The sequence below is a fragment of the Bradyrhizobium sp. BRP19 genome, assembly GCF_020194195.1.
Lineage (GTDB): Bacteria > Pseudomonadota > Alphaproteobacteria > Rhizobiales > Xanthobacteraceae > Bradyrhizobium > Bradyrhizobium yuanmingense.
The window spans coordinates 122528-138620 of record NZ_JADYVZ010000007.1 but is presented as its reverse complement, the minus strand read 5'-3'; the positions used below and the strand labels follow the sequence as shown (position 1 = coordinate 138620).

Annotated in this window: 17 protein-coding genes and 1 tRNA gene; 3 read left to right on the top strand and 15 right to left on the bottom strand. The window is 65.5% G+C overall.

Going from position 1 to position 16093, the window contains the following annotated elements; all coding sequences use genetic code 11:
• The first annotated feature begins 12 nt into the window (after positions 1-12).
• The 3 genes from I6F36_RS22240 to I6F36_RS22230 all read left to right on the top strand — a co-directional run bounded on the left by I6F36_RS22240 (position 13) and on the right by I6F36_RS22230 (position 2874).
• Positions 13-1326, top strand: coding sequence for a tetratricopeptide repeat protein (locus tag I6F36_RS22240; RefSeq protein ID WP_225172154.1), 1314 nt, complete (start codon positions 13-15; stop codon positions 1324-1326).
• Between the two features lie 251 nt (positions 1327-1577).
• Complete coding sequence (locus tag I6F36_RS22235; protein WP_225144912.1) at positions 1578-2156, top strand: hypothetical protein; 579 nt, start codon at positions 1578-1580, stop codon at positions 2154-2156.
• 415 nt (positions 2157-2571) lie between these two features.
• Positions 2572-2874 carry a hypothetical protein gene (locus I6F36_RS22230; protein WP_036027019.1) on the top strand — a complete coding sequence of 101 codons (303 nt, stop codon included), beginning with the start codon at positions 2572-2574 and terminating at the stop codon, positions 2872-2874.
• Positions 2875-2924: 50 nt separating this feature from the next.
• Here I6F36_RS22230 and I6F36_RS22225 read toward each other — a convergent pair whose 3' ends face one another.
• The 15 genes from I6F36_RS22225 to I6F36_RS22145 all read right to left on the bottom strand — a co-directional run bounded on the left by I6F36_RS22225 (position 2925) and on the right by I6F36_RS22145 (position 16045).
• Positions 2925-4196, bottom strand: a complete 1272-nt coding sequence (locus I6F36_RS22225) for an NAD(P)/FAD-dependent oxidoreductase (RefSeq protein WP_225172153.1) — start codon at positions 4194-4196, stop codon at positions 2925-2927.
• A 9-nt stretch (positions 4197-4205) separates the two neighbouring features.
• Positions 4206-4913: a dihydrofolate reductase family protein gene (locus tag I6F36_RS22220; RefSeq protein WP_225150944.1), complete on the bottom strand. Its 708-nt coding sequence runs from the start codon at positions 4911-4913 to the stop codon at positions 4206-4208.
• Between the two features lie 19 nt (positions 4914-4932).
• On the bottom strand, positions 4933-5595 hold the full coding sequence (locus I6F36_RS22215) for an FABP family protein (protein WP_225150942.1): 663 nt from the start codon (positions 5593-5595) through the stop codon (positions 4933-4935).
• Between the two features lie 190 nt (positions 5596-5785).
• Complete coding sequence (locus tag I6F36_RS22210) at positions 5786-6034, bottom strand: hypothetical protein (protein ID WP_225113365.1); 249 nt, start codon at positions 6032-6034, stop codon at positions 5786-5788.
• Between the two features lie 170 nt (positions 6035-6204).
• Positions 6205-8772: an EAL domain-containing protein gene (locus I6F36_RS39700; protein ID WP_276573733.1), complete on the bottom strand. Its 2568-nt coding sequence runs from the start codon at positions 8770-8772 to the stop codon at positions 6205-6207.
• A gap of 354 nt (positions 8773-9126) precedes the next feature.
• Complete coding sequence (locus tag I6F36_RS22190; protein ID WP_346656669.1) at positions 9127-9792, bottom strand: DUF2182 domain-containing protein; 666 nt, start codon at positions 9790-9792, stop codon at positions 9127-9129.
• A gap of 174 nt (positions 9793-9966) precedes the next feature.
• Positions 9967-10599, bottom strand: a complete 633-nt coding sequence (locus I6F36_RS22185; RefSeq protein WP_036014350.1) for a DUF1326 domain-containing protein — start codon at positions 10597-10599, stop codon at positions 9967-9969.
• A gap of 249 nt (positions 10600-10848) precedes the next feature.
• Positions 10849-10924: transfer RNA gene (locus I6F36_RS22180), tRNA-Phe, on the bottom strand.
• Positions 10925-11110: 186 nt separating this feature from the next.
• Positions 11111-11293 (bottom strand): DNA gyrase inhibitor YacG, encoded by a 183-nt coding sequence (yacG, locus tag I6F36_RS22175; RefSeq protein WP_036027000.1) that lies wholly within the window; start codon positions 11291-11293, stop codon positions 11111-11113.
• A gap of 156 nt (positions 11294-11449) precedes the next feature.
• Positions 11450-12079 (bottom strand): Maf-like protein, encoded by a 630-nt coding sequence (locus tag I6F36_RS22170; protein ID WP_225113370.1) that lies wholly within the window; start codon positions 12077-12079, stop codon positions 11450-11452.
• A gap of 154 nt (positions 12080-12233) precedes the next feature.
• Complete coding sequence (locus tag I6F36_RS22165) at positions 12234-12701, bottom strand: low molecular weight phosphatase family protein (protein ID WP_036026992.1); 468 nt, start codon at positions 12699-12701, stop codon at positions 12234-12236.
• Positions 12702-12706: 5 nt separating this feature from the next.
• Positions 12707-13204, bottom strand: a complete 498-nt coding sequence (locus I6F36_RS22160; protein ID WP_025032375.1) for a UPF0262 family protein — start codon at positions 13202-13204, stop codon at positions 12707-12709.
• Positions 13201-14496 carry a histidinol dehydrogenase gene (hisD, locus tag I6F36_RS22155; protein ID WP_225172151.1) on the bottom strand — a complete coding sequence of 432 codons (1296 nt, stop codon included), beginning with the start codon at positions 14494-14496 and terminating at the stop codon, positions 13201-13203. The genes I6F36_RS22160 and hisD overlap by 4 nt, the downstream gene beginning before the upstream one ends.
• 138 nt (positions 14497-14634) lie before the next feature.
• Positions 14635-15078, bottom strand: a complete 444-nt coding sequence (locus I6F36_RS22150) for a DUF2948 family protein (protein WP_036014359.1) — start codon at positions 15076-15078, stop codon at positions 14635-14637.
• A gap of 142 nt (positions 15079-15220) precedes the next feature.
• Positions 15221-16045 carry an alpha/beta fold hydrolase gene (locus tag I6F36_RS22145; protein WP_128264893.1) on the bottom strand — a complete coding sequence of 275 codons (825 nt, stop codon included), beginning with the start codon at positions 16043-16045 and terminating at the stop codon, positions 15221-15223.
• Positions 16046-16093: the final 48 nt, after the last annotated feature.

Below are 16093 nucleotides of genomic sequence, written 5' to 3'. Positions count from 1 at the left end.
GGGGGGCCTTCGATGGCGCTTCAAGACCGCTACGGCCTGCCGCTCTCCACCACCTCGCACGAGGCAGCATCCGCCTATCGCGACGGCGTCGACCTCATGCTCGCGGGCTGGACCGGCACGGCGGAGATGCTGGAGCGCGCGATCGCGGCCGACCCTGATTTCGCGCTGGCCCACATCGCCCGCGGCCGCGTTCATGCCTTCTACCAGCAGGGCGATCTCGCGCGGCAAAAGGCGGCACGCGCGCGCGAGCTCGTGGCCGGGCGCGGCAGCGAGCGCGAGCGCTCGCATGTCGAGACGCTGGCGCTCGCGATCGAGGGCCGGCTGCCGGAGGCGATCGCATCGACGCTGAAGCATATCGACGCATGGCCCCGCGACGCATTGGTGCTGTCGCTGCCGCTTGGCGCGTTCGGCCTGTTCGCCTTCTCAGGCATGGCCGATCACGACCGCGCCCGGCACGAGCTCTGCGAACGCGTCGCCCCACATTACGGCGAGGACTGGTGGTTCCTCACCATGTCCGGCTGGGCGATGACGGAGAATGGCGACGTCGCGCGCGGCCGCGCCGTCACCGAGCGCGGCTTCCATCTGCGCCGGGAAAATGCCCACGCCGCGCACGCGGTGCTGCATGCGATGTTCGAGGACGGATCGATCGAGGACGCCGATCGTCTCGTCGACGAATGGCTGCCGGCTTATGACCGCTCCGGAATCCTCCACGGCCATATCCGTTGGCATCAGGCGCTCGGCGCGCTCGAGCATGGCGATGCGGCGCGGGCGCTCGCGATCTATGCCGACGTGCTTCGGCCCACTGCCACGCAGGCGCCGCCGCTCAACGTCATCACCGACAGCGCTTCGCTGCTGTGGCGCCTGTCGATGTACGGTCATGCGGTACCGAAGGCGCTGTGGCAGGAAGCCGACGCCGCCGCGCAAAAACTGTTTCCGAAATCGAGCCTGTCCTTTGCCGACGTCCACATGGCGCTATTCGCAGCCGCGACGCAGAATCGCGAAGCGCTCGCCGCCCGCCTTGCGGCGATCGAGCAGCGGCTGGCCGACGGCAAGCTGCCGGCGGGCCCTGTGGTGCCGGCGATCTTCCGCGCACTCGCGGCTTTCGCCGATGAGGATTACCGGACTTGCGTGCAGATGCTCGCGCCGGTGCTCGGCGAGGTGGTGCGCATCGGCGGCAGCCACGCCCAGCGCGAGCTGATCGAGGACACCTATATCGTCGCGCTCATGCGCAGCGGTGAGCTGCCCCGCGCCCGCGCCGTGCTGGACGCCCGCCTCCACCGCCGCCCCTCCTTCCGCGACAGGCGCTGGCAGGCGGCGATGGGTTAGGTTATTGTTTGAGCATGAGCCTTTCGGAAAATCGCTACGCACTTTTCCGGATCATGCCACGAAAAAAACACCGCCCTGATGGCATGTGCCCGCCGGGATGGATCGGGCGATTTGAACGAATCGCCGTCGGGGTGGCCGTGGTGGTATTCCAGACGGGATTTGCAGCACAAACGGGATCGCAACCAATTTGCGGCTCGATGGCTATGGTGCGGAACTCTTCCGCCATAGCCCTCTGGCTCATGAGCCCGACGATGCGCCTTCGCCGATTGGTCCTCGCCGCGCTGCTCGTGCTTGCGGCAAGTCCTTGTTTTGCCGAGACTTCCAAACCGATTCCGGTCAACAATCCGCCGGCGCGGCCGAACGCCTTCATCGATCTCCTGGCGCTGATGTCCGGCCACTGCAAGACGTTCAGGGTCGCAGGCCGCACCTTCCCGTGCAAGACGGTGGCCTACGCCCATGGCGACACGGGACGGGTCAATTTCGCCGTCGCGGTCGACGATCCCTCCGATGACAGCCACGTGGTGTCGTTCTCCGGCGAGAACGGCAAGCGCGCCGACGACAATTCCTACGAGCTGCGGATCGACCGCGTGCTGCTCAACTCCAAGAACCGCCCCAAGGTCGACGGCCTGCCCGTGCCCGCCGAGCAGACCTCGACCGGCATCTGCCGGCAGACCGGCAACTTCGCCGCCAGAAAGGTGAACGACGTCACCTGCTCGGCGACCGATAGCGAGGGCCGCAAATACGAGCTGCTGTTCGTCTCCGACGGCACGCCGGTCAGCGTGCGCCGCATCCGCCAGTCGGCCCCGTCGATCCAGGACCCGTTCAAGTAGGTCCGTGTCCGCTGGCGTCAACGTGTACGATCGCGCTGATGCCACGCAGCCCTGGCACTGCGCTCAGCTATCACGGTCGTACATTCATCGCAGACAAGGACGCGATCCTCGCTGCGCTCTCCGAGCGACACCGCTTTCCTAATCCGCATCCGTGACAGTTGCGAAAATCTACATGCGCCACTCTCGTGTCCCGGACTCGCACCGCATCGTCGAAGAGACGCTGCGCCGCGTTCGGGGCGCGAGTCGCAGGCCATGCCTCTTCATGCGACGATAGATCGCGCGGCCTTCGCTCGTTCACAAACGTTAACGTGCGTTCATCGGGGAACTGAAAATCTGCGTCGTTTCGACGCCCGCAGTGGCTGGAACGCGCGGGATACTCATGTGTTGTCACACGACCTTCAACTGGAGTGATGACATGAAATATCTCATTGCCGCGATCGCCCTTGGTGCTGCGGCGTTGGCCGGTGGATCGGCGAGCGCGGCCGGCAATACAAGTGCCAAGCAGACCGCGCAGGAAAGCCAAACCACCGACATCAGCGCGCACCGCAGGCATTACCGCCACCATCATCATTGGCGGCATCATCACGGCTATTACCGGCCGTATTACAGGAGCTACGGTTATTACCCGCGGCACCACGGCTATTACGGCGGCGGACCGTACGGCTATTACGGCGGAGGCCCCGGCGTGACGTTCAGCTTCGGCGGCGGCCGCTGGTAAGTTCTGGAGAGACACGCGACGAGAGGCCCGCATCAGATGCGGGCCTCTTTTCATTGTCCCCGAAGGATCATGTCCGCCGTCTCCAGGCCGCTCGCCAGTGCCGCCTCGACCGTGCCCATGTCGCGGCCGCGATAGAGCGCTTCGCCGGAAAACAGCACCAAGCCGTCGCCGCGCGCGAGGATCGCCTGTGCCGCGCGCGTGCGCGGCGTCGCCCACGAATAGGCGCCGCGCGCGAACGGATCATGCGCCCAGTTAGTCGCGGCGGACGCCACCAGCTCGCGCACGATGTGATCGCGCGGCAGGCCGAAGATTGCGGCGAGCGAGCCGAGCCCGGCATCGATCAATGCTCGCGCGTCGAGGCTTTCCAGCTCGGCCGTGCGGGGGCCACCGAACCAGCCCGTCAGCACGGGATGCTGGTCAGGATAGCGCGTCCACCAGACCGGGATCGCCTCATCCGACAGCAGGAAGGTCATGTCCGCAAGGTCTTCCTTGCGCTCGCGCCACCATGGCCGCGCGAAGCGCAGCAGGATCTTGATGACGTTGCCAAAGCCGATGTCGTCGACAGCAGCCAGCTTGGCACGCGCGCCTGCCGGTAGCGCGATCTCGCGCAGCAGCGGCAGCGGCACGGTGAGGATCATGCGGTCGCAGGCGTGCACGTCGCCGCCGGCGCAGCGAACGATCACCGCGCCGCCCTCCTCCGCAATCGCCGACACAACGCTGCCGAGGCGGATGGTGACGCCCTGCCTGCGGCAGTCGGCCGCCAGGAAATCGATCATCGCGCCGCAGCCGCCTTCGATGCGCGCCTGCGGAGCGTGCCCGCCGTCCATCCATTCCGCGCGCAGCGCCAGCGTGGAGGCGCGTTCGGGATCGGCCGCGTCATAGCCTTCGACCATCCGCTCGATCGAATGGCGCAGCGGCGCGTAATTGTCGCCTGCAAAATGCCGGCGCAGGAAGTCGGCGACCGTGAGGTCGTCCTTCAAGTCCGCCAGCTTGGCCTGAAGCTCCGCTTCATGGGGATCGTCGCGCTCGCGCGTGAGCTTCGTCCCGTCAAAGCGCCACTGCTCGCCTTCGATCTCCTGAAGCGACAGGCCGGCTTCGCGCAGCAATGCGCGGGTGACCGGCGCCTCGCCATGGACGAACTCGGCGCCGCCGTCGGCGGCATAGCCGAACTGCGAGGCCGGCAGCGGATGAATGCGGCCGCCGCAGCGCTGGCGCGCCTCCAGGATCGTCACCTTGCGCCCGGCACGCGCCAGCTCGCGCGCCGCCATCAGGCCGGCCGCGCCGGCGCCGACGATGACGATGTGCTCGGACGGATCGGACATGGCCGCGCCTTACCGGCTCACGGCTTGCGGGTCGTTCTGGATCAGATAGCGCAGCAGCAGGACGCCGCCGCCGAGCTCGCGCGTGCTCTCCAGCGTCATCGCGGCGATCGGCGCGCGCCGGTCGCTGTCCGCCTCGGTGGAATCGAACACGAACGGGGCGCCCTTTGCGCCGTCGATCGCAGGGCTGAGGATCAGGTTGAATTCGTCGATGAGGCCGGCGCGCAGGAACGCGCCGTTGGCGACGCCGCCGCCCTCGACCAGCAGGCGCTTCACGCCGAGCTCGCGGCTGAGAATGTCCAGCGTCAGTGCGAGGTCGATCTCGGATTTGCCGGCAAAGATGTAGGACACGCCCTCGCCGCGGAGGCCAGCGAGATGCGAATCCGGGACATTCTCGGTCAGCACGACGACGATCGGATCGCCGCCGATCTCCGCGCGCCCCCAACCGATCTTGCCCTCGGCATCGAGCACGACGCCGTAGGTCTTCGCATCGCACCGGGCGAACCAGTTTTCGCGCGGAACTTTCGCGTCTGTCGGGGGATAGGGCCTGCCCTTGGCGAACTCCGAACCCGTGACGCGACCGATCACCCAAGCATCGCCGCCGAGCTCATCGTGGATCTTCTCGAACCAGTCCGTACCCGCGCCCTTCGGACGCCAGCGGCTGGGATGCGTGCGGCCGTCGAGGCTGGAGTGCATCAGGCAGATGACATACGGTTTCATGCAATCCTCAGGGCAGCGCTCAGGCCGCGGGTCCACCGCGCGCGGCACGATCGTTCACGATCGCCGCCAGCGGATTGAGCCTGGGTGGCGCTATGAGCTGGAGCGTGTTGGTGTCGTGGTGATTGAACGGCGCGCCGCGCACGAACAACTCGGTCTGGATCAGATAGGTCCAGCTGCCGTCGTCGTTGAAGGTGATGTCGCAGCGGTAAGCATCGGTGCGAAAGGCCTGCTCCAGAAAATTGGTCGAGCAGATCCCGTAGGCGGTGTCGCCGCGCTTGGCGGTGACCGAGATCGTCTTGTCGTCAGGCCCGGCCTTGCCCGAGGCCAGCAGCACCTGCCCGCGCGGGATCGCCAGCGTCTGCATGATCAGCCCGGTCGCCGGCTCCCACAGCCAATAGCCGACCTGGTCGTGGAAGGTGATGTCTTCCTCGGGCGTGTTGATGTGGATGTGGTAGCGCAGCCCGTATAGCAGCTGCGGCCCGTTGGCCTGCGGATCGATCGGATCCATGCGGATGTGCTCGATGAAGGTCCGCCGCTCCGGCCCTTCCGCCTTCGGATTGATGTCGATGCCCTTGTCCGCCTGCCAGGTGCCGGCAAGACGCCGAAGCGGGCCGAGATTGGCCAGGCCGTCGGGCGAGACGTCCTCGGGTTCGGTGAAGATATCGGCGGGAATGGGGAGCATGGCGGCCTCGCGGGGGTGCAGAGACCAGCCATAACACGGGCAGGCGGCGGCCTGAATTCAACTGTTAGCGGCACAGCGTCGGAGGCATTCGAGCCATGCGAGGATGCGCATTGCATCCCGCGCCCGCCTCTGGCGCTGCAGCCGGGCCGGTTGACGAAGACGCCGAGGCTGGCGCGCCCCCGCGACCGCTTCAAGCCGCTTCCGACACCGATCTCGCACGCTGCTCGAGCACGCCGATCGTCGCGACCAGATTGTCGCGCCGGGCGCGAAGGTTGGCCGCGAGAAGCGGGTAGGTCGGCTGAACCGGGTCGAACACCCCGGCGCGCGCCTCTTCCTCGAGAATGTCGGTATTAATCAGCCGAACGCGCCACCATAGATCGGCGATCAACGCGTCGAGCCGGAGTTCGTCAACAGCACCAGAACGGGACACTTCCTGCATCACTTGCCTCAACCTGAAACGGCCTCTCCACCGAGGCCCGGGCTTGGATCAGGACTGAGCAAGGGGAGTGCCAGGACGGGCGCAGGCTTCCGAACCGGCAATTGAGGAACGCTCTTCGGCCGAAGGGGCTGCAGTGGCGAGGCATGATGAAAACGCCTGAGGCATTGACCTCACGCCACCCGCCGTTTCCGGCGCGCCGTGGGGGCTTGCCAGGAGAGGCTTGCAAGCGGCACGGGCTTGCTGAAGTGAAATCCCTGGCCGAGCGGGATGCCGAGTGATTGGAGCCGTCTGACCTGTTCGGAGGACTCGACCCCCTCGGCGACGATCGACAGCTTCAGCGTCTTTGCCAGCTGCACGATGGATTTCAGCACGGCGACGGTCTCGCAGCGATCGATCCTGTCGATGAAGGATTTGTCGATCTTGACCTTGTCGAAAGGAAAGGCCGTCAAATAGGACAACGACGAGTATCCGACACCGAAATCGTCGAGGGCAATGGAGACGCCGAGCGCCTTGAGGCGCTGGAGCGTCCTGAGGTTCTCCTCGGTGTCGGCGAGAAATACGCTTTCGGTGATCTCGAGCTCGAGCCGGGTCTGCGGAAGCCCGCTCTGCGTCAACGCAAAGGTCACGGTGTCGACGAGATTGGCGCTGGCAAATTGCAGGGCGGAGAGATTGACAGCGACCTTGATGTCGCCCGGCATGCTCATCGCATCGCGGCAGGCCCTGGCGAGCACCTGGTGGCCGAGCTCGACGATCAGTCCCCCCGCCTCGGCAACCGCAATGAACTCCGCCGGAGGGACGTAGCCCCTGGTGGCGTGATGCCAGCGCGCCAGGGCCTCGACCGATTTTACCCGACCAGTGCCGAGCTCGATCACAGGCTGATAAAACAGCTCTATCTCCTCACGCCAGATCGCTTCACGCAGCTCGATCTCGAGCACGTTGCGTTGATCCGCTTCCGCCTTGAGCTCCGGTGAATAGACGTGGAAGCAGTTTCTGCCGGCATTCTTTGACCTGTAGAGCGCAAGATCGGCGTTGCGAAGGATCTCGTCGACCCGCGTGCCGTGCTCGGGCACGAGCGCAAGGCCAATGCTACAGCCGCTCACGACGGGGTGGCCATCGATGTGAAAGGGTTCGGCAATGGCCTCGACCAGCCGCGCGGCCAGGCTTTCAGCGCCGTCGCGCATCGCGGCCCCGCCGGGTGCGACGATGACGGCAAATTCATCGCCGCCGATTCGCGCCGCCGTATCGGCATCACGGATCTGCGCCTTGATCCGGTCGGCAACCTGCTTCAGCAACGCGTCGCCGCATTGGTGGCCGAGCGCATCATTGACCGACTTGAACTTGTCGAGATCGAGCAGGAGTACGGCGAACGCGGGCTCCGGCCGGCGCGGGCGGGCCAGCGCCTCGTCGATGCGCTCCTTGAACAGGTTGCGATTGGCAAGGCCGGTCAGGCTGTCGTAATGCGCGAGCCGCTCGATGCGGTCCGCCGACGCCTTGCGCTCGGTGATGTCCTCATGCGTGGCAACCCAGCCGCCGCCCTCGCGCCGGCCGTACGAGATGTAGACGACCCGTCCGTCCGGAAACTGCACGGTGTTCGAGATCTGCTCCGACTGGGCGAGCCGGTTCTTCAAATCGACGAGGTACGCTTCGACGTCGAGCACGGCGGTCTGCTTCGCGAACACCTCCCGGAAGTCCATGCCGATCCGGATGTCTTCCGGCACGAGGTCGTAAAGTTCGAGCCATTGCCGGTTGAACGCGATCAGACGGTCGCGGCCATCGAACATGCTCAAGCCCTGGGGGAGGTTCCTGAGCGCATCCTCGAACTTGCTGGCGAAATCGCGCCGCTCGCGGTGGGCGCGATCCAGCGCCTGCTGCCGTCGCCAATGAAATGTCGTCGCGGCGAGGATGATGAACGTGAGCAGCACCGCGCCGCCGAGATAGACCTTCTGCCTGAAGGCGGAGCGGGAATAGATCTCCTGCTCCGAAATGCCGACGGTGAAGATGAGCGGAAACGCACGCGACCTGCGCGCCGTGATCAGTCGGTCGCTGCGGTCCGGTCGGTTCTCGTTCCAATATTGCGCATAGAAGCCGTCGCCCAGTTCGCCCGCGACGCGGCTCGGCGCGCTTTGTCCCAGCACTGACCCCTGGTCCACGCCCCGGGCGGCGAGCACGACGTGGCTCGCATTCCTGAGCACCAGCGTTCCTCCGACGCCGAGCTTTGCGGTGTCGTAGAACCTGCCGACGACGTCGACGCTGATCGAGCCGACAACCACGCCGACCCGATTGCCGGCGAGATCGAACAGCTTTCTCGCGAGCTGTATCGTCCACTTTTTGGACGCGCGGCCCAGCACCGGCTTCGCCACGTAAAGGCGATCGTCGACCTGCGACATGGTATGAATGAAGTGCTCGCGATCACCGAGATAAAGCGGCGGACCGGAATAGCCCGCCGTCGTCTCGATCATGTATCCGTCCGATCCGATCAGAGCGAACTGGACCACGTCGCCGGTGGCGAGGCGGGCCTTGTCGGACCAGAACTTCAGGCTGAAGGCCTGCGGATCCTGGGCGTAGAGTGCCTGTACCACCAGCAACGACTGATCCACGCGCTCGAAGATGCGCTCGGTGTTCTCCTCGAACAATTCGGCGACGCTGTTGCCGTGCGACCGCGCTTGCTGGATCGCATCCATCCGCTCGGAGGCGGTAATTGCGAAATAGCCGATCCAGACTAGCGGCAGAAAGAACAATGCGATCTGCAGCGGAGCATTCCGCAGGATCGCTCTTCCGGCTTTGCGGACTGCCCCTGCGGGAATCACGACGCGCCCCCCCCCGCTTCAGCCGCCAGGGCAGAACTGCGCTCGCCCGCAGTATTGGCATCGCCTTGTCTCCGCCTCGACCGCACAGGGACACCCGGAACCGAAGGCGGCGCGCGGGTGCTGTTCGTGGCGCAAAGCTAGTTGAAACAGCCTTAAGTTTCTGTTTTGAGGAAGCTCAATTCTTAGCTCAAAGCATCCGTATCATCACGGAGGCCGGCCGGTTTTGAGCAATTAAGCCGGTGGGCATATCGCAAGCGGCACATTTTAACCGTCTTTGGACCGCTTTCACATCGCGCGCGCAAGAACGATCGTGCCGGACAGGATGAGGAGCGCGCCTGCCGCATAACTCAATCGTTGGCCGAACGGCAGCAGCTTCTCGGCGGCCACATAGAGCGCGATGCCGATGATCCAGGCCAGGTTCATCACGCCGCCGACGAACAGCAATACCATCAGAAACCAGCAGCAGCCGACGCAGTAGCTGCCGTGGCGAAGTCCCATCCGGAATGCGCCGCGCGTGCCGGGCCGCCAATATCGACTGAGAAACAACAGCGGACTGTCGCAGTAACGGAGGCAGGCCTGTTTGAGCGGCGTGAACTGATAGAGCCCTGCCGCAATCAGCACGCCGCCGCCCAGAATCGCGCTGGTGCTTGCCATCGCCATCGACAGCAACCCGAAGCGTTCGAATGCTGCTTGCACCAGGACCGCAGCGAGACTGAACCCGGCCCACGTCACGAGATAACCGGCGAGAAAGATCCAGCTATCGATTGCGGCGCGGGAGGCAGTCTCCTGCCTTCGCTTGACCGTCGCATACAAGAGAACGGTGGGCACCGCACTCGGCGCCATCATCGCGACCATCATCACCCACCACATCACGAACAGCAGCGCGCCATAGAACGGCGTCCACGGCATCGGCGCCATGTCCGGCATGTCGGCCATCATCTCGGTGTCCATGCCGGCGCCCGCAGCGAGATAGGCCCAGGCGAGCGCGACCACTGCGGCGGTCCCGATCGCGACGATCAGCCGGTCGCGGTGGAGCAAGTGTTCGAGTATCGAGCGCTCCTGCATCGACTTGTCCATGGCGACGAGGAGCTGACACCGAGATCTCGTGTCGGTGTCAGCGCCGCATCATGCCGCAACGCCCTTGGGCGTCTGCACGACATTGGCGAGCGAGCTATGCGTAGCGCGGGTCTCGAACCGGATCGCGCCGGTCGAGCGGATGTCGGCGGATGCGACCTCGGCCGCCCGATGTTCGAACCCTTCGGGCATGACCACCTGGATGCGGTGCGGATCACCGGTCACCGGATTCTTGATCGGCTCGACATCGGTCTCGAGCACGCCCTTGGCGACGAGTCTTGCGACGCGTCCGTCCTTGTCGAAGGAGAACTCGAACGGCACAAACACGGGATCATGGATCTTGGTGACGATCATGCTGACGATCTGGAACAGCGTGCCTTCGGCCGAATGCTTACCGGAGAAGATATCGAACAACGCCTGTCGCTGCTCCGCCGTGGCGCGTTCGTCGATGATGGGCTGGATTGTCCCGTTGCCCTCATGCAGCGGCCCGGGGAAATCGACCGTGATCGCAAAGCAGAGACCATCGAGCCTGGTCCCTTCGAAATGTCCCTTGGCGATCCGCATGGCGACCAATCCCTTGCAATAGCCTTGGGTCGGCCGTGCGTTGAAATCGCAGGGGCAGCCGAACGCACAGGTGCAGTTCTTCATCCATTCGCCTTCGAGACGCCAGTCCGATGCAGCCATGGCACATCTCCTGATGTGAGCGGGGACGCGGCAGCCGTTGGCGAATTTGTTCAGCGTTCTTGTCGAAGCAATGCGAAATGGCGCGAGCGGGATCGAGGTCCGATCAGAAGGCCGGCATCGCAGAAAAGTATGGTGGCGAGCTGCCGTTTACCGTCGGAGGATCATATCAGCGGCCGCCGGCTACGTATAGCGGACGAGGGTCGTGGCTCGGGGGCAGCTACAGCTCGGGGATATTCGATGTCAGGGAAATGGTGCCCAGGGGCGGAATCGAACCACCGACACTGCGATTTTCAGTCGCATGCTCTACCAACTGAGCTACCTGGGCGTGCTCCAAGAGAGGGGCCAAAGCCCATCGAGCGGGCGGTTTATAGTGGGCTCGGAGCGGCCTGTCCACCCGGCTTCGCCAAGTGGCTGCGCCGGGCGCGGCCCTTCTGTGCACAAGATCGGGCGGGGTTGCTGCGGCTGCTGCTCGGCGCTTCAGCGAGGCAATTAAAGCTTTGATACAGCTCGATTATTCGACGTCGTCGGTTTCGTCGTCGCGGCCGGGGATGACGTAGGAGCCCTTCAGCCAGCGGTTCAGGTCGACGTCGCGACAGCGCGAGGAGCAGAACGGACGGGTGGCCTGCGTCTGCGGCTTGCCGCAGATCGGGCAGGTTTTGAGCGGGCCGGTGGGCTTGTTGACCTGGTCGTCCATGGATGTCGGCAGCTTACACGGGGTGACGGGGTTCAAGAGCCTGCCCGGAAACGGGTTCCCGGTGCAGCCGCGCATGCGCCGCTGGTCGGACCCGGCGGGGCCATTCTACTGTGCATGGGGTTGTTTTCGAGGTTTTTGTCGGCGCGGCCCTTGGGCTCACACCGTGGTGGTATTGAGCCAGCCGAAGCGGATCGGAAAGCCCTCGCCGCCGAGCAGTGTCGTGGTCTCGTAGAGCGGCAGGCCGACGACGTTGGTGTAGGACCCCACCATCTTGACCACGAAGGATCCGGCGATGCCCTGGACGGCGTAGCCGCCGGCTTTGCCGCGCCATTCGCCGGAGCCGATATAGGCCTGGATGTCGTCCTCGGACAGGCGCTTGAAGCGCACGCGCGTCTCGACCAGACGCTGGCGGAAAGCCTCGCGCGGCGTGACCAGGCAGATCGCGGTGTAGACGCGGTGGTTGCGGCCCGACAGCAGCCGCAGGCACTGCGCGGCCTCGTCGACCAGATTGGCCTTGGGCAGGATGCGGCGGCCGACCGCCACCACCGTGTCGGCGGCGAGGATGAAGGCGCCGCGCAGTTCGTCGTCGAGCTGCACCGACTTCAGCGCAGCGTCGGCCTTGGCTCTGGCCAGCCGGTTGGCGCAGGCGCGCGGCAGCTCGCCCCGCCTCGGCGTCTCATCGACGTCGGCCGGCCGGAGCGCATCCGGCTCGATGCCGGCCTGGTTGAGCAGCGACAGCCGACGCGGCGAGCCGGAGGCAAGTACGAATTTGGGGCGGCCAAGCATCAGGTGATTTGGAAGATGAGGCAGGGGTGAATTGCGCGCGGAACCTATCGGAAGGGGGCTGATTTCACAACCCGGGAACCGGAGTTTGGTGATTCGAGGTGTCCGCCACGGCTGTGCCTGCTCTCTGTGACGCGGGTGTTACGGCGGGCCGATGCTACCCGCTCGCCGCGCCGACCTTGGCGAAGCGCCGCCGGATGCGCATCAGGAGCTGATCGCAGACCTCGCGATAGGCAGCTAACTTCTGGTCGCGGCTGCCTTCGATGGTGGTGGGATCCTGCGTCGGCCAGTATTCGACCTCGGCCGCGAGCGTTCGCGTCAGCTCCAGCGCCTTGTGATGCGCCTCGGGCGAGAGCGTGATGATGAGGTCGAAATTCAGTCCCTCCCAATCCTCCAGCTCCTCGAAGGTCTGCGGCTTGTGGCCGGAGATGTCCTGGCCGAGCTCGCCCATCACGGCGACGGCGAAGGGATCGAGCTCGCCCTTCTTGGTGCCGGCCGACTTCACATAGAGCCCTTGCGGAAACATGTGCTGCAACAGGCTCGCGGCCATCGGCGAGCGCACGCTGTTCATCGCACAGGCGAACAGCACCGACTGAGGATCGCGTGCGCGTGGCGGATCCGCCATCGCGCTCAGCCCTTCCAGTGCAGGACAGTAATGAGCGTGAACAGCCGGCGCGAGGTCTCGAAGTCGACCCGCACCTTGCCTTTCAGCCGCTCCTGCAGCGTGCGCGATCCTTCGTCATGGATGCCGCGGCGGCCCATGTCGATGGCCTCGATCTTGTCGGGGGTCGCGGTGCGGATCGCCTGGTAATAGCTGTCGCAGATCATGAAATAGTCCTTCACGATCCGCCGGAACGGCGTCAGCGACAACAGATGCGCGACCACGGGCGTGCCGTCCTCGCGGCGGATGTCGAACATCAGCCGGTTGCCGGTGATGCCGATATGCAGCGTGAACGGGCCCTTGCCGTCCGCACCCTCGGGCGCAAACAGGTTCTGCTCGATCAGATCGTAGATCGCGATCGCCCGCTCGTGCTCGATGTCGGGCCCGGAACGGCCGATCGATTCCTCGTCGAGCGTGACGCCGACGATGCGATTGGTTGAGTCGTCCTGTGCGGGCGGCTTTGTCATGACAGATTGAGGCGCAATCCAATCGAGCGGGAATGGGCGTCCAGCCCCTCCGCCTTGCCGAGCGTCATCGCGGCAGGTCCCAGCGCACGCAATTGGTCGGGCCCGCATTTCAGGATCGAGGTGCGCTTCATGAAGTCGTGCACCGAGAGCCCGGAGGAAAACCGCGCCGAGCGCGCCGTCGGCAGCACGTGGTTGGAGCCGCCGACATAATCGCCGATCGCTTCGGGCGTGTGCGGTCCGAGGAACACCGCGCCGGCATTGCGGATCTTCGCCGCGAGCGCGTCGGGATCGACGGTCATGATCTCGAGATGCTCGGCCGCGATGGCGTCGGCAAGCGGGACGGCCTCGCCCAGGTTCTTCACCATGATGACGGCGCCGAAATCGGCCCAGGACGCGCTGGCGATCGCGGCGCGTGGCAGCGTCTTCAGCTGCGCCTCGACCGCCTTTTCGACGTCGGCGGCAAGGCGCGCCGAGTCCGTGATCAGGATCGACTGCGCGCTGGAATCGTGCTCGGCCTGCGCCAAGAGGTCAGCGGCGATCCAATCGGCGTTGCCGGTGTCGTCGGCGATGACGAGCACCTCCGAGGGGCCGGCGATCATGTCGATACCGACCTTGCCGAACACCAGCCGCTTGGCGGCAGCGACATAGGCATTGCCGGGGCCGACGATCTTGGCGACCGGCGCGATGGTCGCGGTGCCGTGCGCGAGCGCGGCCACCGCCTGCGCACCACCGACACGGTAGATCTCGGTGACGCCGCCGAGATGGGCGGCCGCCAGGACCAGCGGATTGAGCTTGCCGTCCGGCGAGGGCACCACCATCACGAGGCGCGACACGCCGGCGACTTTCGCCGGCACGGCATTCATCAGCACCGATGACGGATAGGCCGCCGTGCCGCCGGGGACGTAGAGGCCGGCGGATTCGATTGCGGTGTAGCGCCAGCCAAGCTCGACGCCGAGCGGATCGGTGAAGCGCTCGTCCTTCGGCAGCTGGCGGCGGTGATAGGTCTCGATGCGGTCGCGCGCAAGCTCGAGCGCATCCAGCGTCGCAGGCTCGCAGGCCTTCACGGCGGCCTGGATCTCGGCGGCGGAGACGCGCAAGGAGGATGCGTCCAGCCTCAAGCGGTCGAACTTGGCCGTCGCCTCGAGCAGGGCGGCGTCGCCACGCTTGGCCACGTCGTCGACGATCGCGCGCGCGGCGGCCTCGACGTCGGCCGACGCCTCGCGCTTGGCGGCGAGGAAGGCGGCGAATCGCTGGTCGAAATCAGCGCTGCTGCGGTCGAGGCGAACGGGCATGTTTCGCTTGGCTTCCGGCTGGTCTTGAGGGGCGGGTCGGCGCACCAGGTCCCCTGCTCAATGGCGCGGCGGGAAAGCTGCGTCAACCCTCGGCAGATGCCATCCAGCCAGGGCCCATTCGGCTGGTATACGGCCTCTTCAGCCCTCCCCCTGGACTCCAGTGCCCAGCGTGTCGGCCCCGAGGTCGGTCAGCTCGCATTCCAGACACTCGACGTCCAGGCGGATGGCGCCGCCCTGGGCGAACAAAAGCAGGGCGCTGCCGCCGGGCTCCTCGGCTCGGCCGTCCCGGGGGTGAAATTCAATGCCGACGAGATCCAGGATCTTGTCCGGCGCGGCGAGGTCAATGTTGCGCGACTTGCAGGCGAGCACACGGTCGAAACGGAGCGCTGCGACCAGCCGGCGCGGCTCGGTCTCGCCCTCCAAGGTCTGCTCCCAGTCCAGCCGGCTCATTCCGACCACAAGCCGTTTCTCGCCCTGCCGCCAAATGATATCGGAAGCCTGGACGCGGGCGTCCTGGACATGGGTCGAGATCACGGCGAGGTCGTCGGCGTCGAGAGCGATCAGTTTGAGCTGGGGCGACATCGCCGCGCCTCTCCTGGAGTGGACGGGGCTCAACGCGCACGAGCCCCGAAATTTCCACACACAAGTTAAGCCCTCGTCCGGCTCGCCGCTACGCGGCGAGCCACCCATTCCCACAACAAGGGAGGGTGAGAGTCGTGAAACCTCACTCCCTGAAGAACGCCAGGAGATCCGCGTTGATCGTCTCGGCATGCGTGGTCGGCATGCCGTGGGGGAATCCCTTGTAGGTCTTCAGGATGCCTTTCTTGAGCAGCTTGGCCGAGAGCGGCGCCGAGTCCGCGTATGGCACGATCTGGTCGTCGTCGCCATGCATCACCAGCACCGGGACGTTGATCTTCTTCAGATCCTCAGTGAAATCGGTTTGCGAGAACGCGACGATGCCGTCGTAATGCGCTTTCGCGCCACCCATCATGCCCTGGCGCCACCAGTTCTCGATCACCGCTTCCAGCGGTTTTGCGCCGGGGCGGTTGTAGCCGTAGAACGGGCCGGCGGCGATGTCGCGGTAGAAGGCCGAGCGGCCGGCGGCAAGCTGGGCCTGGAAATCGTCGAACACGCTCTTCGGCAGGCCTCCGGGATTGGCTGCGGTCTGCACCATCAGCGGCGGCACCGCGGAGAGGATCGCGGCCTTCGCGACGCGACTCTCGCCGTGACGGGCGATGTAGTGCACGACCTCGCCGCCGCCGGTGGAATGGCCGACATGGAGGGCGTTCTTGAGGTCGAGATGCGCGGTGAGCGCGGCGAGATCGTCGGCATAATGATCCATGTCGTGGCCGTCGGCGACCTGCGCCGAGCGGCCGTGGCCACGGCGGTCATGGGCGATGACGCGATAGCCGCGCGTGACGAAGTACATCATCTGCGCGTCCCAATCGTCCGAGGACAGCGGCCAGCCATGGCTGAACACGATCGGCTGGCCCGAGCCCCAGTCCTTGTAGAAGATCTCGACGCCGTCTTTGGTGGTGATGGTGGGCATGGTGGGGCTCCTTTCAATGAGAGACGTCATTCCGGGACGCGCGTCAGC